At 40.0% G+C, this 25,297-nt stretch carries 24 protein-coding genes; 15 read left to right on the forward strand and 9 right to left on the reverse strand.

From position 1 onward, the window contains the following. The first annotated feature begins 24 nt into the window (after positions 1-24). Together ACIPUA_RS16830 and ACIPUA_RS16835 are read left to right on the forward strand one after the other, a co-directional pair. The gene (locus ACIPUA_RS16830) at positions 25-1,233 is read left to right on the forward strand and encodes an adenosylhomocysteinase (RefSeq protein ID WP_071547812.1); all 1,209 of its coding nucleotides are present in this window, start codon (positions 25-27) and stop codon (positions 1,231-1,233) included. 189 nt (positions 1,234-1,422) lie between these two features. Further along, positions 1,423-3,300: a metallophosphoesterase gene (locus tag ACIPUA_RS16835; protein WP_048608248.1), complete on the forward strand. Its 1,878-nt coding sequence runs from the start codon at positions 1,423-1,425 to the stop codon at positions 3,298-3,300. A gap of 68 nt (positions 3,301-3,368) precedes the next feature. On the opposite strand, the gene ruvX is transcribed toward ACIPUA_RS16835, so the two are convergent. The 4 genes from ruvX to rsmE form a co-directional block, all read right to left on the reverse strand. Beyond that, positions 3,369-3,785, reverse strand: coding sequence for a Holliday junction resolvase RuvX (ruvX, locus tag ACIPUA_RS16840; RefSeq protein ID WP_449059888.1), 417 nt, complete (start codon positions 3,783-3,785; stop codon positions 3,369-3,371). Beyond that, complete coding sequence (locus tag ACIPUA_RS16845) at positions 3,785-4,348, reverse strand: YqgE/AlgH family protein (RefSeq protein ID WP_042848721.1); 564 nt, start codon at positions 4,346-4,348, stop codon at positions 3,785-3,787. Before ACIPUA_RS16845 ends, ruvX begins: the two co-directional genes overlap by 1 nt. A gap of 83 nt (positions 4,349-4,431) precedes the next feature. Further along, on the reverse strand, positions 4,432-5,379 hold the full coding sequence (gene gshB, locus ACIPUA_RS16850; RefSeq protein ID WP_166685463.1) for a glutathione synthase: 948 nt from the start codon (positions 5,377-5,379) through the stop codon (positions 4,432-4,434). Between the two features lie 9 nt (positions 5,380-5,388). After that, positions 5,389-6,120 carry a 16S rRNA (uracil(1498)-N(3))-methyltransferase gene (gene rsmE, locus ACIPUA_RS16855; RefSeq protein ID WP_042848719.1) on the reverse strand — a complete coding sequence of 244 codons (732 nt, stop codon included), beginning with the start codon at positions 6,118-6,120 and terminating at the stop codon, positions 5,389-5,391. A gap of 274 nt (positions 6,121-6,394) precedes the next feature. Here rsmE and ACIPUA_RS16860 point away from each other — a divergent pair, with 274 nt between their 5' ends. After that, a complete protein-coding gene (locus tag ACIPUA_RS16860; protein WP_230233370.1) occupies positions 6,395-7,213 on the forward strand; it encodes a prepilin peptidase in 819 nt (272 codons plus the stop codon). Positions 7,214-7,232: 19 nt separating this feature from the next. Here the strand turns inward: ACIPUA_RS16860 and ACIPUA_RS16865 are convergent, their stop codons facing one another. Beyond that, entirely contained in the window at positions 7,233-7,877 is a 645-nt protein-coding gene (locus ACIPUA_RS16865) for a DsbA family protein (protein WP_272656430.1), read from the reverse strand. 163 nt (positions 7,878-8,040) lie between these two features. Then, positions 8,041-8,913: an MBL fold metallo-hydrolase gene (locus ACIPUA_RS16870; RefSeq protein ID WP_042848716.1), complete on the reverse strand. Its 873-nt coding sequence runs from the start codon at positions 8,911-8,913 to the stop codon at positions 8,041-8,043. A 136-nt stretch (positions 8,914-9,049) separates the two neighbouring features. Here ACIPUA_RS16870 and ACIPUA_RS16875 point away from each other — a divergent pair, with 136 nt between their 5' ends. Beyond that, the gene (locus tag ACIPUA_RS16875) at positions 9,050-9,970 is read left to right on the forward strand and encodes a LysR family transcriptional regulator (RefSeq protein WP_042848715.1); all 921 of its coding nucleotides are present in this window, start codon (positions 9,050-9,052) and stop codon (positions 9,968-9,970) included. Here the strand turns inward: ACIPUA_RS16875 and ACIPUA_RS16880 are convergent. After that, the gene (locus ACIPUA_RS16880) at positions 9,941-10,879 is read right to left on the reverse strand and encodes a LysR family transcriptional regulator (protein ID WP_430264822.1); all 939 of its coding nucleotides are present in this window, start codon (positions 10,877-10,879) and stop codon (positions 9,941-9,943) included. The genes ACIPUA_RS16875 and ACIPUA_RS16880 overlap by 30 nt on opposite strands. Before the next feature lie 141 nt (positions 10,880-11,020). Here ACIPUA_RS16880 and lysA point away from each other — a divergent pair, with 141 nt between their 5' ends. Then, positions 11,021-12,286 (forward strand): diaminopimelate decarboxylase, encoded by a 1,266-nt coding sequence (gene lysA / locus ACIPUA_RS16885; protein ID WP_042848713.1) that lies wholly within the window; start codon positions 11,021-11,023, stop codon positions 12,284-12,286. 112 nt (positions 12,287-12,398) lie between these two features. Here lysA and fadE read toward each other — a convergent pair whose 3' ends face one another. Further along, positions 12,399-14,864 carry an acyl-CoA dehydrogenase FadE gene (gene fadE / locus ACIPUA_RS16890; protein ID WP_449059889.1) on the reverse strand — a complete coding sequence of 822 codons (2,466 nt, stop codon included), beginning with the start codon at positions 14,862-14,864 and terminating at the stop codon, positions 12,399-12,401. Positions 14,865-15,251: 387 nt separating this feature from the next. On the opposite strand from fadE, the gene lpcA reads away from it, so the two are divergent. Together lpcA and ACIPUA_RS16900 are read left to right on the forward strand one after the other, a co-directional pair. Further along, positions 15,252-15,830, forward strand: a complete 579-nt coding sequence (gene lpcA, locus ACIPUA_RS16895) for a D-sedoheptulose 7-phosphate isomerase (RefSeq protein WP_042848711.1) — start codon at positions 15,252-15,254, stop codon at positions 15,828-15,830. Positions 15,831-15,857: 27 nt separating this feature from the next. Beyond that, positions 15,858-16,625: a class II glutamine amidotransferase gene (locus ACIPUA_RS16900; RefSeq protein WP_042848710.1), complete on the forward strand. Its 768-nt coding sequence runs from the start codon at positions 15,858-15,860 to the stop codon at positions 16,623-16,625. On the opposite strand, the gene ACIPUA_RS16905 is transcribed toward ACIPUA_RS16900, so the two are convergent. Then, on the reverse strand, positions 16,596-17,333 hold the full coding sequence (locus ACIPUA_RS16905; protein ID WP_042848709.1) for a L,D-transpeptidase family protein: 738 nt from the start codon (positions 17,331-17,333) through the stop codon (positions 16,596-16,598). The genes ACIPUA_RS16900 and ACIPUA_RS16905 overlap by 30 nt on opposite strands. Before the next feature lie 414 nt (positions 17,334-17,747). On the opposite strand from ACIPUA_RS16905, the gene ACIPUA_RS16910 reads away from it, so the two are divergent. The 8 genes from ACIPUA_RS16910 (at position 17,748) to nqrM (ending at position 25,098) form a co-directional block, all read left to right on the forward strand. After that, positions 17,748-19,091, forward strand: coding sequence for a Na(+)-translocating NADH-quinone reductase subunit A (locus ACIPUA_RS16910; RefSeq protein ID WP_042848708.1), 1,344 nt, complete (start codon positions 17,748-17,750; stop codon positions 19,089-19,091). A 4-nt stretch (positions 19,092-19,095) separates the two neighbouring features. Continuing rightward, entirely contained in the window at positions 19,096-20,334 is a 1,239-nt protein-coding gene (locus ACIPUA_RS16915; protein WP_042848707.1) for an NADH:ubiquinone reductase (Na(+)-transporting) subunit B, read from the forward strand. After that, a complete protein-coding gene (locus ACIPUA_RS16920; protein WP_071547816.1) occupies positions 20,327-21,121 on the forward strand; it encodes a Na(+)-translocating NADH-quinone reductase subunit C in 795 nt (264 codons plus the stop codon). Before ACIPUA_RS16915 ends, ACIPUA_RS16920 begins: the two co-directional genes overlap by 8 nt. Next, entirely contained in the window at positions 21,114-21,743 is a 630-nt protein-coding gene (locus tag ACIPUA_RS16925; RefSeq protein ID WP_042848705.1) for an NADH:ubiquinone reductase (Na(+)-transporting) subunit D, read from the forward strand. The genes ACIPUA_RS16920 and ACIPUA_RS16925 overlap by 8 nt, the downstream gene beginning before the upstream one ends. 4 nt (positions 21,744-21,747) lie before the next feature. Further along, a complete protein-coding gene (gene nqrE / locus ACIPUA_RS16930; protein ID WP_042848704.1) occupies positions 21,748-22,344 on the forward strand; it encodes an NADH:ubiquinone reductase (Na(+)-transporting) subunit E in 597 nt (198 codons plus the stop codon). A 15-nt stretch (positions 22,345-22,359) separates the two neighbouring features. After that, positions 22,360-23,586 (forward strand): NADH:ubiquinone reductase (Na(+)-transporting) subunit F, encoded by a 1,227-nt coding sequence (nqrF, locus tag ACIPUA_RS16935; RefSeq protein WP_042848703.1) that lies wholly within the window; start codon positions 22,360-22,362, stop codon positions 23,584-23,586. Positions 23,587-23,820: 234 nt separating this feature from the next. After that, positions 23,821-24,852, forward strand: coding sequence for an FAD:protein FMN transferase (locus tag ACIPUA_RS16940; RefSeq protein WP_042848702.1), 1,032 nt, complete (start codon positions 23,821-23,823; stop codon positions 24,850-24,852). Positions 24,853-24,870: 18 nt separating this feature from the next. Then, on the forward strand, positions 24,871-25,098 hold the full coding sequence (gene nqrM / locus ACIPUA_RS16945) for a (Na+)-NQR maturation NqrM (protein ID WP_042848701.1): 228 nt from the start codon (positions 24,871-24,873) through the stop codon (positions 25,096-25,098). Positions 25,099-25,297: the final 199 nt, after the last annotated feature.

Consider the following 25,297-nt stretch of genomic DNA (forward strand, 5'->3'; position numbering starts at 1 on the left):
TGTAAAAATATTGAGGTATATATTATGTTAGATACTCATCAATACTCTATTGCTGATATTAATTTAGCAGATAAAGGAATAAAACGTATTAATTGGGCCAAAGCACATATGCCTATTATGCAAAGTTTAATTGAAAGACTTGAAAAAGAACAACCATTTAAAGGTCTGACAATTGGTATTTGTTTACATGTTGAAGCAAAAACAGGGGTATGGCTTGAAGCCTTGACAAAAGGTGGCGCAAAAATTGCTATTACAGGTTCTCCTGGTTCTACACAAGATGAAACAGCGGCAGCATTAGTAAAATATATGAATGTGAGTGTTTTTTCGAGGAGAGATGAATCTTTTGAAGACCATATAGCCTATTGCAAAAATGTCTTGGAAATGAAGCCGGATATCATCGCCGATAATGGTGCAGATTTACATGAGCTGGTTCTTACCGATCCTAAATTTAAGGCATTACAAAAAGTAATTATTGGTGCGACGGAAGAAACAACCACAGGAGCAAATAGGTTAAGGGAAGATTTCACATCTCAGCTTTGGCCAACATTAATTATTAATGATACTCAGTCTAAAAGAATTATAGAGAATCGATATGGTGTTGGCTCATCTGTTGTGGAAAGTATTGCTCATGCAACTAATGTAATGATACACGGTAAAAAAGTAGTGGTGATTGGATATGGTTATTGTGGCTCTGGTGTGGCACAGCGTTTTAGGGGAATGGGGGCACATGTTACGGTAGTAGATACAAATCCGCTTACTCGATTAGAAGCTCATTTAGAAGGTTTTCAAACTGCTGAATTAATCAGTACGTTACAGGATGCCGACTTTGTTGTGAGTGTCGTTGGGCGAGATAATATACTTACTACAGAACATTTTTCTGCAATGAAAAATAATGTGCTTGTGGCTAATGCGGGGCATTTCCAACGTGAAATTGATGTGAATGCATTGAAGAATTTAAGTAATAATAGTGAAGAGGTCATACCTAAAATTAATAAATACCAATTGAAAACGGGTAAAAATATATTCCTAATGTCGGATGCAAACCTTGTTAATTTGTCTGCAGGAAATGGTAATCCTATTGAAGTTATGGATTTAGGCCTCGCTTTACAAACATTAAGTTTAGAAAAAATTGCTTTAGATAGCAAAGCATTAAAAAATATTCCGCAACCTGTTCCTTTTGATATAGAAATGAAAGTAGCACAACTTGCGTGTGATAACTGGATAACGCATTAAGCTACTTGTACATACTTCAAGTTACATTGTGTTGATTATACTGAGTTTGCTGAGTCGTTTAGCTTATCTAAGCTCCAGGTCTAACTTTGCTTATTGCTTACATGTATATTGAATTATTAAGAGTATATTGTCTTATAAGAAGCTGGTGTGATTAGCGCTTTTTGTAGGAATTAACTTTGAGTGACTAATATGAAGAATAAATTTTCTGTTGCATTACTTTTAAGTATTATCATCCCATTGTCTTATGCTGATAACCTAGTGGAAATTAATATCCTTGGTACGTCTGATATTCACTCTTTCATAAGTGATGAGGATTATTTTAATAATCTAAAAAGTGAAAAATATGGTTTGAAATCGCTAGTTGGTGCGATTGAAAAATTTAGGCATGATAATAAAAACACCTATTTAGTTGATGTTGGTGATTTATTATCTGGCAACCCATTAGGGAATCATATTATTAAACGCTATAACCAAAATGAAAGCTATTATCGTATATCTCCTGTTATCTGTAGTTTAAATGCACTTAATTATGATGTAGCAACCCCTGGTAATCATGATTTTGATAATGGTGCTGAGTTTTTGAAATGGTCTTATTCTGGAGCGAACTTTCCAGTAGTTTTAAGTAATGTTATTGATAATACGTCACAAAAAAGCCTTTATCCTGAGTATATTATTCAGGAAAAAGAGGTTTTAGATGACGCGGGTAATAAGCATTTACTGAAAATCGCATATTTAGGGTTAGTTCCTATGCAAACAATGCTTTTTAATAAAAGCAAACTTGAAAGTGAGATTACATTTACTGATATGCTAGATGCTGCAAATAGTACTGCTATTCAGGCGAAAAAAGATGGGGCTGACTTGGTTATTGCCTTATCTCATTCAGGTATTGATGTATCACAAGTTGAACATGGTATGGAAAATGTCGCATTTTATCTTGCCAAAAATCCGAATATAGACGGTATTTTATTTGGTCATACTCATGAAGTTTTTCCTTCTGAAAAAATAACAGCTAATGAAAATATTAATGTTAAGGATGGGAAAATGTTTGGCAAGCCAGCGGCTCAACCGGGTAAGTGGGGGGAGTCACTATCCGCTATTAAATTTGTTCTAGAAAAGAATAATGATAAGTGGGATATAAAAAGTAGTAAAGGATATCAAGTCGATAGAAAAAATTCTGTTGCTAAAGAGAGTACTATTGAGAAAATATCGTTGTGCATAAATGATACAGAACAAGACTTAAAAAGTGACTTAGACAAAGAAGTAAGCCAAGACAAATTTAAAATCAATAATAATTTTAATCTGATTGGAAATGAAAGCCTAACAACTGTACTTGCGGACTCCCTTCGTTATTATATGCGAAATTTTACGAGTGAAAGCGATAAGGTGTTAATTTCTATTTCACCATCTTATTCATTAAATGATGCAAGTTTTTTTGTTGACATACAAGACAGGAAAATAACCAATAGGGATTTAAACAAGATTTTTTATCCCGCTTCTTTATCTGCATTAAAGGTAAACAAGCAACAATTAATCGAATGGTTGGAAATGAGCTCAAATATTTATAATATGCCAATAGATGAGTCTACACCATTAATTAATACTAATGCCCATAGCTTTTTATTTTACCCAATTATGGGGCTAACCTATGATGTAAATATTAGCAAATTACCGTTATATGATTTATACGGTAAGAAAAATGAAGGGGCTACGGTAGGGAGAATTTCGAATATTCGCTATAACAATAAAGAAGTGGTCGATACAGACTCATTTATTATTGTTGCGAGTAAGTACGCACCGTACTTTCAAAAGCACAAAGATGCTCCTTACTTAGATATTGGTAATGAAAGAAATATTGATATATTTACGGGGTATATTTCGGCGCACCATGAATACCCACAGCCGAAAAATAATTACCGTATAGTGTCGGATATACCATTAGAAATGAATTTGATATTACCCCATAATACAGATAAATCAGCAACATTTTTATGGGGAACTGAGTATCCTTTGCAAGTAAAAAGCCAAGATACAAAATCAGTAACTTACCAAATAAAAATAGCCCAGTGATATTAAAGACTATCTTAGGGGGCAGTTAGTCCTCTACTTTTAGTGGGCTCTCAGTAAGGGAGCCCCACTTAGTTTTGCTCAAACCAGCTTGCAAGGATAACAACAGCAGACGCCGAGTCTACTTTTCCTTTGCTTAATGCACGGTAACCACCTTGCTCAAAAAGACCAGCTTTTGCTTCTACAGTGGATAGCCGTTCATCATGCAATTCGACTTTGACACCAAAGCGACCATGAATGCGGTTGGCAAAATTACGAGCTTGGCTTGTGACGAGTTGCTCGGTTCCATCCATATTAAGTGGCAGGCCGACAATGACCAATTGAGGAAGCCACTCTTTAAGTAATTTTTCGATTTGTTGCCAATCAGGGCGACCATCGTTGGCTTTTAAAGAAGCCAACGGTCGAGCAGTGCCCGTAATTTCTTGCCCAATAGCAACACCGATGCTTTTAGTTCCAAAATCAAAGGCGAGCAAAGTTCTTCCAGACATTAAGCGTGCCCCGCTTGCATTGAAATAGTATGAATATTAACACCGATTAATTTTGCAGCAGCAGCCCAGCGTTCATTAATAGGGGTATCAAAAATGAGCTTAGGGGAAGCTTCCACCGTTAACCAGCTATTTTCCATAATTTCTCGTTCAAGTTGGCCCGGTTCCCAGCTTGAATAGCCGAGTGCTACGAGGGAGTTCTCGGGGGAATCCTCACCACCAAGCGTTTCTAAAATATCTTTGGAGGTGGTGACCATGACATCTTCATTTAAGTGTAGGCTAGATAAGAAACCAGTTATTGGTGTGTGTAAGATAAACCCATGTTCTTCTGCCACAGGGCCACCAGCAATTACAGGCCTTTCTAAGTTACGGTTATTAACTTTATCAGATATCGTAATTTCAAGTTTTTTGAGCATTGTATCGACGGAAAAATCATCAATAGGCTTATTAATTACTATCCCCATCGCCCCTTTTTCATTGTGCTCACACACATAAACAACAGACTGTTCAAAATAAGGGTCTGTTAGGGATGGCATGGCGATAAGAAAATGGTTTTGCAGATTCAAACTAAGGCTCCATTGAATTTAATAACAACTTTTAAAACAACCAGTTAAAAAGACCTAAACAGGCCTTTTTAACCATTTATGGCTTATTTCTTTAGGCGACGTTCAATCGCATCCATCAACATACCCGTGATAGAAATATCGAATGCTGCTTCGATTTCACGCGCACAGGTTGGGCTAGTAACGTTAATCTCAGTCAGACGGTCACCAATAATATCAAGACCAACAAAAATTAAGCCTTTTTCTTTCAGCGTTGGCGCGACAGCCCGTGCGATGGCCCAATCACTTTCACTAAGAGGACGAGCTTCACCTCGGCCACCAGCGGCAAGGTTACCACGAGTCTCACCTTGTGCAGGGATACGTGCCAAGCAATATGGAACAGGTTCGCCATCGACAACTAATACACGTTTATCACCGTCTTTAATTGATGGTAAAAAGTTCTGAGCCATACAGTAACGGGAACTATGTTCGGTTAGCGTTTCAATAATGACGCCAACATTTGGGTCATCTTGTTTTAGACGGAAAATGGAAGCGCCACCCATGCCATCTAAAGGTTTGAAAATAACATCCCCATGTTGCTGGTGGAATTCTCTCAGTTTTTGTGGGCTACGAGTGACTAACGTATCTGGCGTCAGCTCAGGGAACCAAGCGGTAAATAATTTTTCATTACAGTCACGCAGACTTTGCGGTTTATTGACAATTAAAGAGCCCGCTTGTTCTGCTCTCTCTAAAATATAGGTAGCGTAAATAAATTCGGTATCAAAAGGCGGATCTTTACGCATTAAAATAGCATCAAGTGAACCAAGTGCGATGTCTTGCTCACCATGAAACTCATACCATTTGTCAGGGTTTTCTTCGACAGTGACTATTTTAGTTTGTGCTCTAGCCTCACCTTGGTGTAAATACAGGTCATTCATTTCCATATAATGGATTTCGTAACCACGACGCTGAGCTTCCAACATCATCGCAAAACTGGTGTCTTTCTTGATTTTGATGGATGAAATTGGGTCCATCACTATACCGAGCTTGATCATTTTTTCTCCTTAACCCAGATCACCTAAGCGCACTTGCAGTGCAGTGATAGCGGTTAGCGCAGTCGTTTCTGTTCGTAATACTCTAGGCCCTAACAGTATATCGGTAAATTGATAATTTGCTGTCATTGCGATTTCATCGGCTGATAACCCCCCTTCAGGGCCAATTAACAACCTGACTTTTTTCAATTCAGTTGGCAGTGTATTGATGCTTTCTGTTGCCCTAGGATGAAGATTAACTTTAAATGCGCCATCATCTTCTGCACACCAATCTTCAAGTGTTTGTACGGGGCGGACTTCTGGGATACGGTTGCGCCCACATTGTTCACAGGCCGCAATAGCAATTTTTTGCCATTGTTGTAATTTCTTCGCTAACCTCTCACCTTCTAAGCGAACGCCGCAACGCTCTGATAACAGTGGTGTAATGATATTTACCCCTAACTCTACGGATTTTTGGATGGTAAATTCCATCTTTTCTCCACGGGACATCACTTGCCCTAAATGCAAATCGAGAGGGGACTCTCTATCATCAATACGGCTATCTACAATGCGAACATATACATTCTTTTTAGTCGCTTCAGTAATTTCAGCATCAAACGTTTGATTGCTACCATCAAAAAGTTCGAGTTTTTGCCCCGCAGTCATGCGTAGTACTCGCCCTACATGGTTTGTGGCGTCATCACCAAGAGAAATTGTCATATTCGTTTTAAGAGGCTCTGGGTGATAAATGCGTGGGATGCGCATAGCTTTTCCTTAGTACAGACTAGGTTAATAAATAAGATAGCTTTGATGAATATGGGGATTGAATCTCTAAACACAAGCACTAGCGCTTAGTTTATAACGAAAAAAATGCTAATTGTAGTACGTCTGTGCGGTGGCAATTTTATCAATAATTACTCAAAAAAATAAAAACTGAAAATGTCGAATAAACCGACGAAATAACACGGAATTAAAGTGTTGGGATAAGCCAGAATAGCGAGTATATTTATTTTGGCTCCGTAATGGAAGGAAGTATAAAATGAAGGAATTATTTTATTTTTTATTATCATATATTAAATCATTTATTGATAATATGACAAATATGATATCTTCCTGGCAGGGGGATGAAAGGCTTTTTTTTATTGAGTCAATTGGATTTCATCTATGTAAACAAGATGTTATATTTCTTGTTGTGTTATTTTTATCCGTTTTAATGACTCAAAAGTTACTTATTTATCTCCCTGTTTGGTGTTTTGGGAAAAACAAAATAACAATTAAACTTCATACTTTACTTATTCTATATGGGGTGTTCGGTTGTATTATTATTGGGTCATTTAATAGTTTATGGGTAATGTTGTTTTTAGTGGTTTTTATTAATTTAATAACACCGTTATTTATTATTGATTATAAAATGGGTTATTTACCGGATGTACTAACCTATCCTTTATTGTGGTCTGGTTTGCTATATCAAATTAACTTACCTCAAGGCAATGTCATTTCGGCTATCTATGCAGTTATATTGAGTTATTTTATGATGCTAATTACCGTTACACTCGTGGAAAAAATTAAAAAACAACCACAGATGGGGCGAGGGGACTTAAAGTTAATTGCAGCGTGTGCTGCATGGTTAGGGGTATGGTTATTACCTTATTTTATAGGGCTTGCGGCTTGTTTAGGGCTGTTACATTATGCATTCGCTTATTGGGTATTGCCGAAAATAAGCCAAGGGGGTCATTCTCCAAGTTGTGTAAGTGCTAAGCCGTTAGTAAATGAAATAGCCCAAACCATACCATTCGGGCCTACAATTATCATTAGTGCAAGTATCTTGCTGTATTTATCTATACTGCGTATTGGTTAGCGACAACTAAATGTAAGGGTTAAGACGCAGCAGCGACCAACGAGTCTAAAAATTGCTGCCATTTGTCTGGTGACCCAAGGTAATTTTGTAAAGGAACCCGTAACCATTTCCCTTGTTGCTGAATTAACAGCGTAGGGAAACCTGACGCACCAGACTGGGCGAGCAATGCTTTACTATTCTGTATGTGTTTTGCAGTTTCATTTTGTTCACATTGCGTGTAATCACTGGTGTACTGCTTAGCATTCAAGCTAAGCTTTTGGGCTAATTCAGCAAGCACTGCCGTATCATTAATATGACGCCCAGAAATATAATGGGCTTTTTGAATGGTTTTAAGCATCTCAAAGCCTTTACCTTGCTTGGTTGCAGCTAAAATAGCGGTTTGTGGTGGTAGGGAGTCCATGACTAAATTAGGTTCATGGAGCATTTTTATATAGTCATCACCAAAAACTTGCCCTGTCATCGCTGCAATACGTTTATCTGATTGCATAATATATTGGCGAAAATTATCATCAAGATGCAAACGCGCATCACCGGCTAACATGCCACCACCATGCATCTCAACATTGGTACTGGGGTGTTTGGTTGCAATTTCCACTAAAGGGGCTGCTGCATAACACCAGCCGCAGTAAGGGTCATAAATATAGTGTAGGGTTATATTTTTCATTATTGATCCTCTGTAATAATTTGGGGTTAATTTGAGTTAAGTTGTATCATTATTATCAACAGTTATATACAACAATCTCCCTTATACTCGCGGTTGTATTTCTAGGCATATTATTCAGTATGTTAAATATACAAAATGGTTGTTATAAGGGAGTGATACTAATTTATTGAGGCCACTGCATTTCGCCTTTAATAACCTTAGCGCTTAGCTCTAAACTTGATTTATCATCCAGTTGTGGGTATTTAGCTGCAACCTGCTGTACTAATTCATTCGAGTTTTTACTCGATTGCGCGGCGGTTTCAAAATCTTGTAAGTATTGCTGAGTAAATGTCACCGTACCAATATCCAATTTAGATGCTCCCGTGAAATGACCAGGGACGACAATCGTCGGGTTCAGTGCTTTGATACTTTCTAACGTTTGCTGCCAATTTTGGCGTGATGCCTTAGTCTGTGTATCAGCCACCCAAACGTGTATATTGTCTGAAACAATCACACCACCGACAACGGCTTTTAGCGATGGAACCCACACATAAGTTCTATCTGGCGAAGCACCGTCAAGGCCTTTTATCTCTAGTTTCTCGCCATCAACAGTAAAGCTATTCCCTTTGATGATTTCGGGGACTATCACATGGGTCGGAGCTTCACCCTTTAACTCATTTCCCCAATAAGCGAGCTTGCCATCTTTAGTCGCTTTAATAGCGGCAACGGTTTCAGATGTTGCAATAACTTTAGCTTCAGGAAAGGCTTTTGTAATTGTCTCTAAGCCGAAATAATAATCAGGGTCTGAGTGGCTAATATAAATAGTGGTTAATTTTTTATTGAGTTTTTTAATTTTATCGACCAGTTGTTGAGCATCATTATTTTGAAACTGAGCATCGATTAATACGACTTCATTAGGGCCACTAATAATTTCAGATGACACAGGGAATACACTGTTGTTACCTGGGTTATAGATATCGAGTGTTAATTTCTCGGCTTGTGCTACTTGAAATGATGTTGCGATGAATACTGTTGCTGCTAAAAAAGTTAATTTCATTTTGAGTCCTAAAATTGAATTGTCTGAGAATGAACTAGGCGTTTTTGCTTGGTATGTATATTAAGTTGCAATGATTAACGGAAAAACACCATAATTAGGCGAAGTTTGTTGCATAAACCGGACGAATGGGGCGTAAATGGATAGGTTAAAGGCAGCACAAGTGTTTATCACGATAGTGGAACAAGGCAGTTTAGTTGGTGCTGCTGAAAAGTTAGATATGTCGCGTGCGATGGTGACACGTTATTTATCTGAAATGGAACAATGGGCTGGAGTACGGTTACTTAATCGAACAACAAGGCGTTTAAGTTTAACCTCCGCTGGTGAGGGGGTGTATCAGCAATCATTACAGCTCAATGCGATTTCACAATTAGTACCTGTACAACAACATCATGATGCAAAAGAGCTATCTGGCTTGGTGCGCATTAGCTGTTCACAATCGATAGCCCAAAGTGCATTATCCGTTGCTATGGCAGAATTTTTGCAGCAATACCCAAATATGACGATAGATATGCAAATATCTAATAAATCGATTAATCTTATCGAAGAACGTATCGATTTAGCGATCCGTATTACTAACCAGCTAGAACCTAACTTAATTGCTAAGCCTTTATCGACCTGCCACTCTGTAATTTGTGCTTCCCCAAAGTTTTTAACGGGGAAAAAAATGCCCACTAAACCTGAAGACTTAGTGTTACTTGAATGTCTTACATATAGCTTTTTTGGGCGCAGCATTTGGCGTTTTGAAAAACAAGGGGAACAGCATACGGTATTAGTTGGCGGGCGGTTGAGCGCCAATGAGTCCGTATTTCTTGCCCAAGGCGCTTTAAATGGTGCAGGGGTTACCATGCAACCTTATTATTCCGTCGCAGAGTATTTAGCAAGTGGTGAGTTAATTCAATTATTACCTGATTATCAACCAATGCCATTAGGTATTTACGGGGTATACACCAGTCGACAAAAAATGCCTACACCATTACGTGCTGTGATTGATTTCCTTACAGACTGGTTCAAAACGTCACCATATTGGTTAGCGTTGATGCAACAAGGCCGACGCTAAGCTCTCTTCTATTTGGCTGAAGGTATTTTTTAGTGATTGGGTGAAAATATCTGTCAGTTGAGAAGATGGGCGGTGAATGGGGCGAATTAAACTCACTGTAAATGGAATGGAAAAACTGAGGGGACGGATCACCAATTTCCCTGCAGATTGCTGATGAAAGTCTAACGCTGTTAATGGGTTTACAATGGATATCCCGATCCCCTTTAATGCCATAGCGCATATGGATGATGCAGAGTGTGTCTCCATCACCATTTTTCGTTCAATATGGTGTTCTGTAAAGGTTGAATCAATTAACTGGCGGTAACTGTCTGTTAATGACAAACTGATAAACCGTTGATGTTGAAAGTCAGTAGGCGTTAAAACCTGTTTTAGTTCAAGGGGGTGCCCTGCAGGTAACACACACACCTCATTTAAACAGCCTAACGTTTGCTGTTCAGTGCCGGGTGGTAGTTGAAGGTGTTCTGTTAAGCCAAAGTCATAACGCTGAGCAGAAAGCCATTCTTCCAGAACTGGGGATTCTTGTGGGATCACCGTGATATTTACATCAGGGTAACTTTCCATAAATGACTGACAAACCAGAGGTAATAAAGACTGGGCAAAAGCCGGTAAACAAGTAATGGATATTTGTGCGTGTTCAAAACGCCGAATAGTTTTAGCCGAATTTTTGATCCGCTCTAATCCATAATAAGAACGCTCGACTTCTTCTAAAAAACGTAAGCCTTGCGCAGTTGGTTGTAATCGGCCTTTTACCCTATCAAATAATTTAAATTGTAATAGATATTCAAGGCGAGCAAGTTCACGGCTGATGGTGGGCTGTGATGTACTCAGTAATGTAGCAGCTTCCGTTAAGTTTGGGGTAGTCATGACGGCACGGAATATTTCAATATGACGCCAAGAGATAGCTTGCATGTTTAGCCTCTAAATAAATGCTATATCAAATATGAATAGACTTTAGCAAAATGGATATTTTTTTTCCCGTTTTTTCTCTGAATAATAGATTTCAATACAATAAATTATTAAGACCATAAAAATTTGCAAACGAGAAAGACAATGACTTCATTCGCAACTACTACAAGCCAGTATTTAACACCTGAACATTTGCGTGGATTACCAGCCCAGTATGGAACCCCTGTTTGGGTTTATGATAGCGCTGTAATCATTGAGCGTATTAAGCAATTACAAGTCTTTGATACTGTTAGGTTTGCACAAAAAGCAAGCTCTAACATTCATATCCTCCGTTTAATGAAAGAGCAAGGGGTCAAAGTAGATTCTGTTTCTTTAGGTGAAATAGAGCGTGCGCTGGTCGCTGGCTTCCAAGCAGGGCGTGAAAACTCAGAAATTGTTTTTACCGCAGATGTATTGGACAGAGCAACATTAGAAAAAGTGACGGCTCTGGATATTCCGGTAAATGCAGGGTCGATTGACATGTTAGACCAGATTGGTCAGAAAAAATCTGGTCACCCAGTTTGGTTGCGGATTAACCCGGGGTTTGGTCATGGCCATAGCCAAAAGACTAATACGGGTGGTGAGAATAGCAAGCACGGTATTTGGCATGAAGATTTACCAGCCGCGTTAGAAAAAATTCGTCACTATAATTTATCGTTAGTGGGCATTCATATGCATATTGGTTCTGGCGTTGATTACCAACATCTTGCTGATGTGTGTGATTCAATGGTGGCATTGGTCACCACCGCTGGGGTTGACCTGCATGCGATTTCGGCAGGGGGAGGGTTATCAACCCCTTACCGTGAAAGCGATGAATTAATAGATGTACAACATTATTATAGTTTATGGAATAACGCCCGTCAGCGTATAGAGCAGCATTTAGGGCACTCAGTCGAACTTGAGATAGAACCGGGGCGTTATTTAATGGCTGAATCCGGTGTTTTGCTGGCGGAAGTCCGTGCGGTTAAAGATATGGGGAGCCGCCATTATGTGTTAGTGGATAGCGGTTTTAATGATTTAATGCGCCCTGCGATGTACGGCAGCTATCATCATGTATCTGTTCTAACTGCGGATGGCAGTTGTGCTGATAGCTCTCAACTCATCGATACTATTATTGCAGGCCCTCTATGTGAGTCAGGGGATGTATTTACTCAATTAGAGGGTGGTTTAGTTGTTACACGCGCATTACCTGAGGTCAAAGTAGGGGATTATTTAGTTTTCCACGATACTGGCGCTTATGGTGCATCTATGTCTTCGAATTATAATAGTCGTCCATTATTACCGGAAGTCATGTTTGTAGATGGCAAGCCAACGCTGATCCGTCGCCGCCAAACGATTGAAGAATTATTAGCATTAGAATTGGAATTATAAGTTTTAAATATAATTTACATACAAAAAGCCAGCTATAATAACTAGCTGGCTTTTTGTTGTTACACTTAAACTCACTTCTAAGAAGATAACCTTTTATAATTTACTTTATAAATTAAGCTGCTTTCTTTTTCTTACTTGTATCTTCACTTGAAGGTTCGTCAGGAGACTTTTTTGACGGAAGTACCCCTAAGTCATCAAACTCAAACTCATCCACATTAATAGTCCGTAACCGGCTAGCTTCCGCTTTACGTAAAATATCAGCTTCTTCTTGCGTAATTACATTTTCAGGGAGTAATTGGTCTGCTAGTTCATCTAAGCGAGTAAAGCTGAGTTTACGCTCTTTTAAACGGCAGATACGGTCGAAGATTGGCTCAGCAGCAATAATATCGAGTAGTGCTTGGTTTACTAAGCCATGCGGGTTGTTTTCTGTTGGCGTTAAGTACTGACCACGACCTAATCTATCCCGTGTTTCAGAAGGTTCCATCAGTAGCTGCGCCAGTTTGTGGTCAAGTCGGTCAGATGGCATCGACATAGAACGGCCAACAGGGAAGAGTGTCACTCGCATTATCGCCGCTACCATTTTATTAGGGAAGTTTTTCAATAAATCATCCATGGCTTTTTCTGACTGATAGAGACAATCTTCAACAGCCCATTTTACTAGCGGTAAATCTGCTTTTTGGCGACCTTCATCCTCATAGCGTTTTAGGGTTGCAGAGGCAAGGTACAGGTTACTTAAAATATCCCCTAAGCGTGCCGAAATACGCTCACGGCGTTTTAAGCTTCCGCCTAACACCCCCATTGCCACGTCAGACAATAAAGCTAAGTTAGCACTTTGACGATTTAACATTTGATAATAACGGCGTGTTTCGTCTTTTGTTGGCGCGCTACTGCCACGACCGTTAGTCAAGCCTAACCAGAAACTCCGGAACTGGTTACTAATCACATGACCGATATGCCCGAATACAGCTTTATCAAATTTATGCAAATTATTATCTTTTGCAGCAGCCATTTCGTCTAATACAAATGGATGACAACGAATAGCACCTTGGCCGAAGATGATCATACTACGAGTGAGAATATTGGCCCCTTCAACCGTAATAGCGATTGGCGCACCTTGGTAGGCTCCGGCGACAAAGTTTGAATCGCCAAGGCAAATTCCTTTACCACCAGTGATATCCATTGCATCAATAATGGCGCGTTGACCTCTATGAGTACAATGGTATTTTACGATAGCAGAGAGAACCGCGGGTTTTTCGCCTAACATAATCCCCGACGTAATCAAAGTTGCTGCTGCATCCATCAAATAAGTGTTACCAGCAATGCGTGCTAATGGTTCTTCAATCCCTTCCATTTTACCAATTGATAATTTGAACTGGCGACGAATATAGGAATAAGCCCCTGTTGCAATAGCGATGCTCTTCAGACTTCCTGTTGAGTTAGATGGTAATGTAATACCGCGTCCGACAGAGAGACACTCGACAAGCATTCTCCAACCTTGCCCCGCCATCTTTGGCCCACCAATGATGTAATCAATAGGAACAAAGATATCTTGACCGCGAGTCGGGCCATTCATAAATGGCACATTAAGAGGGAAATGGCGATGGCCAATTTCGACCCCCGGTGTATTGGTTGGAATTAAAGCACAAGTGATACCAAGGTTTTTTTCTCCGCCTAATAGTTTATCTGGGTCAGATAATTTAAAGGCTAGCCCTAACACGGTCGCGATTGGTGCTAAGGTAATGTAGCGTTTATTCCATGTTAAACGCATACCAAGGACTTGTTCACCTTGCCATTCACCCATGCAAACTATACCAGTATCTGGGATCGCACCTGCATCAGACCCTGCTTCAGGGCTTGTTAAAGCAAAACATGGAATTTCTTCACCAGTAGCTAAACCCGGTAAATAACGCTGTTTTTGCTCATCGGTACCATAATGTTGTAGGAGTTCACCAGGACCTAAAGAGTTAGGAACACCGACAGTTATTGCCAGTATGCCCGAAACTCCGGCAAGTTTTTGTAATACTTGTGATTGAGCATAGGCAGAAAATTCAAGACCTCCGTATTCTTTTTTGATGATCATTGCAAAGAAACGGTGATCGCGTAAATATTGCCACACTTCAGGAGGGAGGTCTGCGAGCTCATGACTCACTTCAAAATCATTGACCATGCCACAAACTGTTTCAACGGGACCATCAATAAATGCTTGTTCTTCGGCAGTCAATTGTGGTTTTGGGTAGTCATGAAGCTTATTCCAATTAGGGGCTCCTCGGAAAAGGTCGCCTTCCCACCAAGTTGTCCCTGCATCAATGGCTTCTTTTTCTGTTCTTGACATTGGTGGCATGACTTTTTGAAACATTTTCATAGCGCGGGCGGAAAATAATGATTGGCGTATTGGGCTGAAAACAAATGGAAATAATACTAAGGCGACTGGCAATAACATCCAGTAGCTCCAAATATTTATCACACCCATAACAGCAGTATAAGCCAATAATAATATTGCGCTAAAAACCAACGATGTTTTGTGATAACAAAGTACGCCAATTAAGGCTAGGAATAACACAATGCTGAGAAGGATCATAGTTAAGCTCCTGTCCACTTGTAAGAGGTCTGACCTGTTTGTTATCTTAATCTATACCCATTAATAAAGAATTAGCAATGTATTTACATCCTAATTACAACTTGGCTCACAAAAACACCAAATTATGAAAATGGTTAAGGTAATTTACATTAAGGCCATTAAAAAATTATGGTTACTAGTAAGGAAAAAGGAGGTCTTTTTCTACGAAGCTAAGACAGCACAATCAAAAGTAGAAACAAAACAATCCCTGTGCAACAATCTGAGTATTAAAGGTTAATTGTGGATACCTATCTGCTCTTTGCCATTAGATGGCATTTTTATTTAGGCTATTTTAAATATAAATTAATCATACTCTCTGTAACATGTTCTTAATTAAGAGGAAACCTCATGTATCAAGACCTGATCCGTGGCGAGCTAACAGAAGCTGCCGACACGCTATCAAATTTCCTTAGCGATGACGCAAATATTGAAGCTATTCAAAAAGCAGCCGTATTGTTAGCCGATTCTTTTAAAGCTGGTGGCAAAGTATTGTCTTGTGGTAATGGTGGTTCACACTGCGATGCGATGCATTTTGCTGAAGAGTTAACAGGGCGCTATCGTGAAAATCGTCCCGGTTATCCAGCGATTGCAATTTCAGATGTTAGTCATCTGTCTTGTGTCAGTAATGACTTCGGTTATGAATATGTTTTTTCACGTTTTATTGAAGCAGTAGGGATGAAAGGTGATGTTTTACTGGGCATCTCAACATCTGGTAATTCAGGGAATATTATCAAAGCGATTAGCGCTGCTCGTGAGAAAGGGATGAAAGTAATCACGCTAACAGGTAAAGATGGCGGGAAAATGGCAGGTACCGCAGATATTGAAATCCGTGTCCCACACTTTGGTTATGCTGATCGCATTCAAGAAATTCATATTAAAGTTATCCATATCTTAATTCAGTTGATTGAAAAAGAGATGGTGAAGTAAAGTTTTAACCGGTTTAGGAGCCTTTAAATGTGTGAGTTACTTGGCATGAGTGCCAATGTTCCAACTGATATTACGTTTAGTCTTAGTGGGTTAATTTCTCGAGGTGGGCATACCGGTCCACACAAAGATGGCTGGGGAATTACGTTCTATGAAGGCTTGGGATGTCGCACATTTAAAGATCCTCAACCAAGTTTTTTATCACCCGTTGCCCGCTTTGTGCAGGAATATCCTATTAAATCAGAAACGATTGTTGCGCATATTCGGCAAGCAAATCAAGGTGATGTATCATTAGTCAATACACATCCCTTTACGCGTGAATTGTGGGGGCGCAATTGGACTTATGCTCATAATGGCCAATTAAAGGGCTATCGTTCATTGAAAACAGGGCGTTATTGGCCTATCGGTGAAACTGATAGCGAATGGATATTTTGCTGGATTTTACATCAGTTAAGTGAAAAGTACCCACGAAAACCCTCCAATTGGAAAAGCGTGTTTCGTTTTGTCGCGACATTGGCGGATCAGCTACGTCATAAAGGGGTGTTTAATATGTTGCTCTCTGATGGGCAATATTTGATGGCGTTTAGTTCAACGAATTTACATTGGTTGACGCGTAGAGCACCCTTTGGTAAAGCGAAATTATTAGATCAAGATATTGAAATTGATTTCGAGCAATGCACCACACCCACTGATATTGTTTCTGTTATTGCAACTCAACCTTTAACGGGAAATGAAAATTGGCAGCGGATCGAGCCAGGTAACTTTGTATTATTCCATCTTGGTGAGCGCATATTGTGATTTAGATCCTAATAATTTCGTTGGGGTATCTGGTAAGCTAACTACCGCGTATTTACCTAATGTCACTGAAATTTCTGCGGGTCTTCCTGTTTGGTTAAAGTATTCGTAAGCAGGCTGTAGCTGTTTCCAAAATGAATAGTGACTTGAGTTTCTGTAGCGCGTCATATTTTCATTTGTCATCTTAAATGGGTAGATGCTGACATTGATGGTTGGCTGGCCATTTAATAAGGCAGTTTCGACGGTTTGATAAATTTCACCCATATATTTATCTGTCATGGCATAGCATCCTACAGAAACGCAACTGCCATGGATCATTAGGTAACTACCGCTGTAACCTTGTGCTTTATCGTATTCATTAGGGAATCCAATATTGATAGATCGGTAATACCGACTATTTGGGTTGAGCTGTTCTGCGGTAATTTGATAAAATCCCTCAGGGCTTTTGAGGTCTCCTTCTATTTTTTTCGGGCCAAGGCCCCCAGAAAACTTACAAATTGGGTAAGTTTTGGTCAGCTTATATTTTCCAGAAGGGGTTTTTTGATAGAGTTCGAGTAAACCCTCTTGCTTAAATATTTGAATAAAAATAGATGAATTTTGATTATCCAAAGCATTATTCTTAAGTATAAATGAAGAGTTGCTCGCCTGAATTACAGGTGGATATATGAGTACAAATGGAAAAATTGCACTAAAAAATTTACTTAATTTCATACTAAGGCCAAATGTAGAAGTTTTCACTGATTAAAAAGAATACAGAATTTATGCATTTTAGACGAGTAAATAGAAAATTAATATAGCTTGTTAATAGTTTTTAGATGAATCTTTATCGGTTAAATAGTAATCAGCAATCGATAAAGGTGATGTTATAGTTCGGCAATTTCGAATTGTTAACAGAAAAATTTAAATATTAATGCAATTTGCTTGAACTATGTCACTTCTATAGACGGACATAGTGAGTGGGAACTGATAAAATTACGTCCGGCAGAAGAAAAAATTTAGTAACAATTATGTGAAAATACCTGCTTAAGTGGCGAAAGTGGCTTGAGCTGTTTTTATTACTGAGTCGCTATCATTCATTGCTGAATCGTTAGCTTAGGGTTTAACTGATAAACTTGTGCAGATCTTATGATTAAAATTAAAAAAGGCCTTAACCTTCCCATCGCAGGTGAGCCAGCCCAAGTGATAGAAGACGGCCCGAAAATTCAACACGTAGCTGTGCTAGGTGAAGAATATGTCGGAATGCGTCCTTCGATGCTGGTTAAAGAAGGTGAACGTGTCATAAAAGGGCAGGTTCTTTTTGAAGATAAAAAGAATCCGGGGGTTGTTTTTACAAGTCCAGCCTGTGGTAAAATTGTTGCTATTCATCGTGGTGAGCGTCGTGTGCTTCAATCTGTTGTCATTGAAATTGACGGTGATGAACAGGAAAACTTTGCAGCTTATACTCGTACTGAGTTATCTGCATTAACCAGAGAACAAGTCGAAGATAATCTGATTAAATCAGGTTTGTGGACCTCTTTAAGAACGCGTCCATTTAGTCGTTCGCCACAACCAGGTTCTTCACCTAGCGCTATTTTTGTTACTGCAATGGACACAAACCCTCTTGCTGCTGATGCCGTTTTGGTTATTCGTGAACAAGAACAGGCATTTAACGATGGGTTATTAGTCCTTAGCCATTTAACAGAAGGTAAAATCCATGTATGTCATGGAGAGGGGGATTTACCAAAAGTTGAGGCTCATAGCCAGATTTCATACACCCAGTTTGCGGGTCCTCATCCTGCTGGGTTAGCGGGGACTCATATCCATTTCTTGGAGCCAGTAAGCATCAAGAAAAAGGTATGGAGCCTTAATTACCAAGACGTTATTGCGATTGGTAAGCTGTTTGTCACTGGGCAGCTTTATACTGACCGTATCGTTTCATTGGCAGGGCCACAGGTTGAAAAGCCGCGTTTATTACGCACTTGCCTTGGCGCTGATTTATATGAATTAACTCAAGGCCAGCTTAAAGCGGGCGAAAACCGTATTATTTCAGGCTCTGTCCTTTGGGGCGTAACTTGTGATGATACCCATCATTATCTTGGTCGTTTTCACAATCAAGTCTCTGTATTAGCCGAAGGTCGCGATAAAGAACTATTTGGCTGGATTATGCCTGGTGTTAATAAATTTACGATCACTCGTACTACGATCGGGCATTTCCTGAAAAATAAGCGCTTTAATTTTACGACAACAATGAACGGCGGTGAGCGTTCAATGGTACCAATTGGTAACTATGAGCGTGTTATGCCTCTTGACATCATGATCACTCATTTGTTGCGCGATCTCCTCGCTGGAGATACCGATACATCACAAGAATTGGGCTGTTTAGAGTTGGACGAAGAAGATTTAGGTTTATGTACCTATGTTTGCCCAGCGAAGTACGAGTATGGTCCTGTATTACGTGATGTTCTGACCAAGATTGAGCTAGAAGGGTGATTCCATGGGTCTGAAAAATTTATTTGAAAAGTATGAACACCATTTTGAGCCCGGTGGAAAACTCGCTAAATACTATGCATTGTATGAAGCAGTTTCTACAGTGTTCTATACACCGGGAACGGTGACGAAAGGTCGTTCTCATGTCAGGGACACTATTGACCTGAAGCGCATGATGATTTTAGTCTGGCTTGCTGTTTTCCCTGCAATGTTCTGGGGGATGTACAACGTAGGCAACCAAGCTATCCCTGCACTTCATCAACTGTATAGTGGAGCAGAGCTACAGCAAGTACTCGCGAGTGACTGGCATTATAGTTTGGCACAATTTTTAGGTGCCTCGCTGTCAATGGATGCTGGTTGGGGAAGTAAAATGCTGCTTGGTGCAGTTTATTTTCTTCCTATTTATGCCGTTGTTTTCCTTGTCGGTGGGTTCTGGGAAGTGTTGTTTGCCATGATCCGTGGTCATGAAATCAACGAAGGCTTCTTTATAACCTCTATCTTGTTTGCTTTGATTGTGCCTCCAACAATTCCTTTATGGCAAGCGGCTCTTGGTATTACCTTCGGTGTCGTGATTGCTAAGGAAATATTCGGTGGTACAGGGCGTAACTTCTTAAACCCTGCGTTAGCGGGTCGTGCATTTTTATTCTTTGCTTACCCTGCTCAAATCTCCGGTGACTTGGTTTGGACTGCAGCGGATGGTTTCTCGGGAGCAACTCCATTATCACAGTGGGCTTCAGGTGGCGAACACGCGCTAATGAACACAGTAACAAGTGAGCCTATCACTTGGATGCAAGCGTTCTTAGGTAATATGCCAGGCTCGATCGGTGAAGTTTCGACGCTGATGTTGTTTATTGGTGGCGCACTCATCATGTTCTTCCGCATTGCATCATGGCGTATTGTGGCGGGTGTCATGGTTGGTATGATTGCCATGTCTTACCTATTTAATGCTATTGGTTCAGACACCAATCCGTTATTTGCCATGCCTTGGTGGTGGCATATGGTTCTGGGTGGCTTTGCATTTGGTATGATTTTTATGGCGACAGACCCAGTATCCGCTTCATTCACTGATAAAGGTAAATGGGCATATGGCATTCTGATCGGCGTAATGTGTGTACTTATCAGGGTAGTAAATCCGGCTTATCCTGAAGGGATGATGCTGGCTATTCTGTTCGCCAACCTGTTTGCTCCTTTGTTTGACTATCTGGTCGTTCAAGCAAATATTAAGCGGAGAAAAGCTCGTGGCTAATGATAAACCAATTAATAAAGATAGCGTCGGTAGAACATTTCTAGTTATTTTTATCCTTTGTCTAGTTTGTTCTGTTGTTGTCGCAGGTGCTGCAGTTGGTTTGAAGCCGAAGCAGCAAGAACAAATTCAGTTAGATACTCAGCGTAATATTTTAAGCGTGGCAGGTTTAATGCAGCCTAAAATGACCGCAGAAGAAATCCAAAAAATTTATGGGGAGCGCATCGAACCTAAGCTTTTGAATTTCAAAACGAATGAACTATCTGACAGCACTAGCCGTTATGACCTAAATGCTGAGCTACGTAGCGATGAAACCAGTATTGCCCTTTCTCCAGCAGAGGATATCGCAAAAATTCGCCGTCGCGCCAATAGTGCTGAAATCTATTTAGTGAAAGATGATGCCGGCAAAGTATCACAAATTATTTTACCTGTTTATGGTTCAGGTTTGTGGTCTGTAATGTATGCGTTTGTGGCAATCGATGTTGATGGGGTAACCTCACGCGGTATCACTTACTACTCGCATGGTGAAACACCAGGTTTAGGTGGCGAAGTCGATAACCCACAATGGAAAGCCCAATGGCCGGGTAAAAAACTGTTCAATGAACAGGGTATTCCGGCAATTAAAATCGTACGTGGTGGTGCCACAGATAGCCCATACGGTATCGATGGCCTTTCAGGTGCAACCCTAACGTCAAACGGAATTCAACATATGTTTGATTTTTGGTTAGGGGATAACGGCTTTGGTCCGTTCCTGAAAAAAGTACGTGAAGGAGCGCTGAATAATGGCTGATTCAAAAGAAATAAAACGCGTCCTACTTGGACCACTATTAGATAACAACCCAATTGCTTTGCAAATACTGGGGGTCTGTTCTGCATTAGCAGTAACAACTAAGTTAGAAACAGCATTGGTTATGACCATTGCGGTAACATTAGTTACGGCATTTTCTAACTTCTTTATTTCACTGATTAGAAATTATATTCCAAGCAGTGTGCGTATTATTGTACAGATGGCAATCATCGCTTCTCTCGTCATCGTGGTTGACCAAATTTTACGTGCGTATGCCTATGAAATATCAAAGCAACTTTCAGTATTCGTTGGTTTGATTATTACTAACTGTATCGTAATGGGGCGTGCTGAAGCTTATGCAATGAAAGCGCCACCAATAGAAAGCTTTATGGATGGTATCGGTAATGGTCTTGGCTATGGTGTGATCCTTGTATTAGTCGGTTTCTTTAGGGAATTATTTGGCTCCGGCAAACTGTTTGGTATCACTGTCTTTGAATCACTGCAAAACGGTGGCTGGTACATGCCTAATGGCTTGTTCCTCCTCGCGCCAAGTGCATTCTTTATCATCGGTATGCTGATTTGGGGACTACGTATCCTGAAACCAGCTCAGGTAGAGAAGGACTAATCACATGGAACACTATATTAGCCTATTTGTTAAATCCATTTTTATTGAAAATATGGCGTTAGCATTCTTTTTAGGTATGTGTACTTTTCTCGCTGTTTCAAAGAATGTTAAAACAGCCTTTGGACTGGGGATCGCAGTAACTGTCGTTCTTGGTATCTCTGTTCCAGCTAATAACTTGGTGTATAACTTAGTGTTGCGTGATGGGGCAATAGCAGAGGGTATTGATTTATCCTTTTTGAACTTCATCACCTTTATCGGTGTTATTGCTGCATTGGTTCAGATCCTTGAGATGATTTTGGATCGTTACTTCCCATCACTGTATAACGCACTTGGTATCTTCTTGCCATTGATTACTGTTAACTGTGCAATTTTCGGTGGTGTTTCTTTCATGGCTCAACGCGATTATAACTTTAGCGAATCGATAGTGTATGGGTTTGGCTCGGGGATCGGTTGGATGCTTGCCATTGTCTTGTTGGCAGCTATCCGTGAGAAAATGAAGTACTCAGATATTCCAGCGGGTCTAAAAGGGTTAGGTATCACCTTTGTGACAACCGGCTTGATGGCATTGGGCTTTATGTCCTTCTCCGGTGTGCAGCTATAAAGGCGAGAAGAATTCATGGAAATTATTATTTTAGGTGTAGTGATGTTTACCCTGATTGTCTTGGTGCTTACAGGCTTAATCCTGTTTGCAAAATCCAAGTTAGTCAATACAGGGAACATCAAAGTTGAAGTAAATGGCGACCCTGACAAAAGCTTTGAGGCTCCAGCTGGCGATAAGCTGTTAGGTATGCTATCTAACCAAGGTATTTTTGTTTCATCTGCTTGTGGTGGTGGTGGTTCATGCGGCCAGTGCCGTGTGACAATCAAAGAGGGTGGTGGTGATATTCTGCCGACAGAACTTTCCCACATTAATAAGCGAGAAGCAAAAGAAGGTTGTCGTTTAGCTTGTCAGGTTAACGTTAAGCAAGATTTAAAAATTGAGCTTCCAGAAGAAATCTTTGGTGTGAAAAAGTGGGAGTGCGAAGTTATTTCTAATGACAATAAAGCCACTTTCATTAAAGAGCTGAGATTGAAGATACCAGAAGGGGAGGTTGTTCCTTTCCGTGCCGGTGGTTTTATTCAAATTGAATGCCCTGAACATATTGTTAAATATGAAGATTTCGATGTACCTGAAGAGTATCGTGAAGACTGGGATAAATTTAACCTATTCCGTTATGTTTCAGAGGTTAAAGAGCCTACTGTACGTGCCTATTCAATGGCCAACTACCCTGAAGAATACGGCATTATTATGTTAAACGTGCGGATAGCAACGCCTCCGCCACGTAACCCAGATGTTCCACCAGGAATTATGTCCTCTTATATTTGGTCATTAAAACCAGGGGATAAAGTGACAATTTCCGGTCCATTTGGTGAGTTCTTTGCAAAAGAAACTGAAGCTGAAATGGTGTTTATCGGTGGTGGTGCGGGTATGGCGCCAATGCGTTCCCACATATTTGACCAATTGCGCCGTTTAAATTCTAAGCGTAAAATTAGTTTCTGGTATGGGGCTCGTTCAGTTCGCGAAATGTTCTATACAGAAGATTTTGACCAACTTGCCGCGGAACACGAAAACTTTACATGGAATATTGCACTTTCAGATCCTTTACCAGAGGATAACTGGGATGGTTATACCGGCTTTATCCATAATGTTCTGTATGACAATTACTTAAAAGATCACCCAGCACCAGAGGATTGTGAGTTCTATATGTGTGGGCCTCCAATGATGAATGCTGCTGTAATTAAGATGCTTAAAGACCTTGGTGTTGAAGATGAAAACATCTTACTAGATGACTTTGGTGGTTAAGTTATTAGGTTTATTGTACTTAACAAGGTTAGTACAGTGATAACACTTTAAAGAGGGAAGCTACTTCCCTCTTTGTAATTTAACAATGATGGCTAATTACTAATTATCTAATTGGTAATTAGTAAGTTAATAATTATTTTGACTGAAACATTCTCTGCATGGGTGACGATGTAAAGTGTGTTAATAGTCTGAGCGACTTCTACAGACTCGCTCATGATTGACGCGGAGAAAACGATGCTAAGTAAAAGAATTTATACCCCAATACTTCTGTTTGTCGCGACCCTGTTTCTTGCTGCTTGTGGTGGGCCAGAGCAACAAAATCTTCAGGGACAAACAATGGGCACTTATTACTCGGTTAAATATGTTACGGATTCTTCAGGGGCAAAACCTGAAGCGATTCAAGCTGAGATAGATAAGCGCTTAGAAGAAGTTAATGACCAGATGTCAACTTACCGACCTGACTCTGAGTTAAGTCGTTTTAACCAGTCTAAAGACATAAATACACCATTCCCTGTCTCCGCAGCAACTGCAACAGTTGTTAAAAAAGCTATTGAGATTAATAAAATCACAGATGGCTCTTTAGATGTAACTGTTGGGCCTTTAGTTAACTTATGGGGGTTTGGCCCAGAAGGGAGAGTCACTAAAGCCCCTTCAGATGAAGAATTGGCCAAGCGCAGAGCATGGGTAGGGATTGACAAATTATCCGTTCAAGACAATAACCTAGTCAAAACCATTCCTGAACTATATGTAGATCTTTCATCAATTGCGAAAGGCTATGGTGTAGACGTTGTTGCTGAATACTTAGAGTCAGCGGGTATCAACAACTACATGGTTGATATTGGTGGTGAAGTGCGCACTAAAGGTACCAATGGTAAAGAGGCGCCTTGGCGTATTGCCATTGAAAAACCTGCGGCAGATGGTGTAAGCCAAACAGTGCAAGAAGTTATCGAGCCTGGAGATAGCTCAATTGCAACCTCTGGGGATTACCGTAACTATTTTGAACAGGATGGAGTTCGTTTTTCTCATACTATTGACCCAAAATCAGGGCGACCGATTACCCATAATCTAGTTTCTATTACGGTTATTGCAGATAACTGTATGAGTGCCGATGGGCTATCAACAGGGCTAAATGTGCTAGGGCCTGAAGCTGGCTTTGCCTTAGCTGAGAAAATGAATATTCCTGTTTTTATGATTGTTAAGACAGATAAAGGTTTTGAAGAGCGTTATACTAAAGCATTCGAACCATTTTTAACCAAGAAGCAGTAATTCGGGGAGGATAAAGGAATGCTAAATATTTTTATTGCCGCCTTTGCACTGTTTTTGCTGGCGTTTTTAGGAATGTCTCTTGGGTATATTTTCAAGCGTAAAAGTATTCAAGGTAGTTGTGGCGGCTTAAGTAGTATCGGGGTTGATAAAGTATGCGATTGCCCTGAGCCTTGTGACGCCCGCAAAAAACGCATGGCACGTGAAGAAGCTCGCCAAAAGATGCTGGAAAAAAACCGCATACTTTAGTATTTAATCTATCTGTTTTCTAAACCTTAGCCATATAAAGTATATGGCTAAGGTTTTTTTATAGCATTAGCCAGTTAAAACGGTATCCGCATTTTTGTCGTATAACTAGCTATAATGGAAGGGAGTTAAGGTATATCAATGCGGTTTTATTTCTAGTGTCAATGACAGCAATAATAGCCGAATATACTATTCGTATAAT

The sequence above is a fragment of the Providencia sp. AGC89 genome (assembly GCF_053543535.1).

Coding starts and splice junctions, on each gene's coding strand:
- ruvX (WP_449059888.1), bottom strand. CDS start 3,785: ATGTCTGGAAGAACTTTGCTCGCCTTTGATTTTGGAACTAAAAGCATC.
- rsmE (WP_042848719.1), bottom strand. CDS start 6,120: ATGCGCATCCCACGCATTTATCACCCAGAGCCTCTTAAAACGAATATG.
- ACIPUA_RS16905 (WP_042848709.1), bottom strand. CDS start 17,333: ATGAAATTAAGTAAATTTTTTAGTGCAATTTTTCCATTTGTACTCATA.
- ACIPUA_RS16880 (WP_430264822.1), bottom strand. CDS start 10,879: ATGCAAGCTATCTCTTGGCGTCATATTGAAATATTCCGTGCCGTCATG.
- lysA (WP_042848713.1), top strand. CDS start 11,021: ATGACTTCATTCGCAACTACTACAAGCCAGTATTTAACACCTGAACAT.
- lpcA (WP_042848711.1), top strand. CDS start 15,252: ATGTATCAAGACCTGATCCGTGGCGAGCTAACAGAAGCTGCCGACACG.
- ACIPUA_RS16865 (WP_272656430.1), bottom strand. CDS start 7,877: ATGAAAAATATAACCCTACACTATATTTATGACCCTTACTGCGGCTGG.
- ACIPUA_RS16900 (WP_042848710.1), top strand. CDS start 15,858: ATGTGTGAGTTACTTGGCATGAGTGCCAATGTTCCAACTGATATTACG.
- nqrF (WP_042848703.1), top strand. CDS start 22,360: ATGGAAATTATTATTTTAGGTGTAGTGATGTTTACCCTGATTGTCTTG.
- fadE (WP_449059889.1), bottom strand. CDS start 14,864: ATGATCCTTCTCAGCATTGTGTTATTCCTAGCCTTAATTGGCGTACTT.
- ACIPUA_RS16870 (WP_042848716.1), bottom strand. CDS start 8,913: ATGAAATTAACTTTTTTAGCAGCAACAGTATTCATCGCAACATCATTT.
- ACIPUA_RS16875 (WP_042848715.1), top strand. CDS start 9,050: ATGGATAGGTTAAAGGCAGCACAAGTGTTTATCACGATAGTGGAACAA.
- ACIPUA_RS16860 (WP_230233370.1), top strand. CDS start 6,395: ATGAAGGAATTATTTTATTTTTTATTATCATATATTAAATCATTTATT.
- ACIPUA_RS16940 (WP_042848702.1), top strand. CDS start 23,821: ATGCTAAGTAAAAGAATTTATACCCCAATACTTCTGTTTGTCGCGACC.
- ACIPUA_RS16835 (WP_048608248.1), top strand. CDS start 1,423: ATGAAGAATAAATTTTCTGTTGCATTACTTTTAAGTATTATCATCCCA.
- ACIPUA_RS16910 (WP_042848708.1), top strand. CDS start 17,748: ATGATTAAAATTAAAAAAGGCCTTAACCTTCCCATCGCAGGTGAGCCA.
- ACIPUA_RS16830 (WP_071547812.1), top strand. CDS start 25: ATGTTAGATACTCATCAATACTCTATTGCTGATATTAATTTAGCAGAT.
- nqrM (WP_042848701.1), top strand. CDS start 24,871: ATGCTAAATATTTTTATTGCCGCCTTTGCACTGTTTTTGCTGGCGTTT.
- ACIPUA_RS16915 (WP_042848707.1), top strand. CDS start 19,096: ATGGGTCTGAAAAATTTATTTGAAAAGTATGAACACCATTTTGAGCCC.
- gshB (WP_166685463.1), bottom strand. CDS start 5,379: ATGATCAAGCTCGGTATAGTGATGGACCCAATTTCATCCATCAAAATC.
- nqrE (WP_042848704.1), top strand. CDS start 21,748: ATGGAACACTATATTAGCCTATTTGTTAAATCCATTTTTATTGAAAAT.
- ACIPUA_RS16925 (WP_042848705.1), top strand. CDS start 21,114: ATGGCTGATTCAAAAGAAATAAAACGCGTCCTACTTGGACCACTATTA.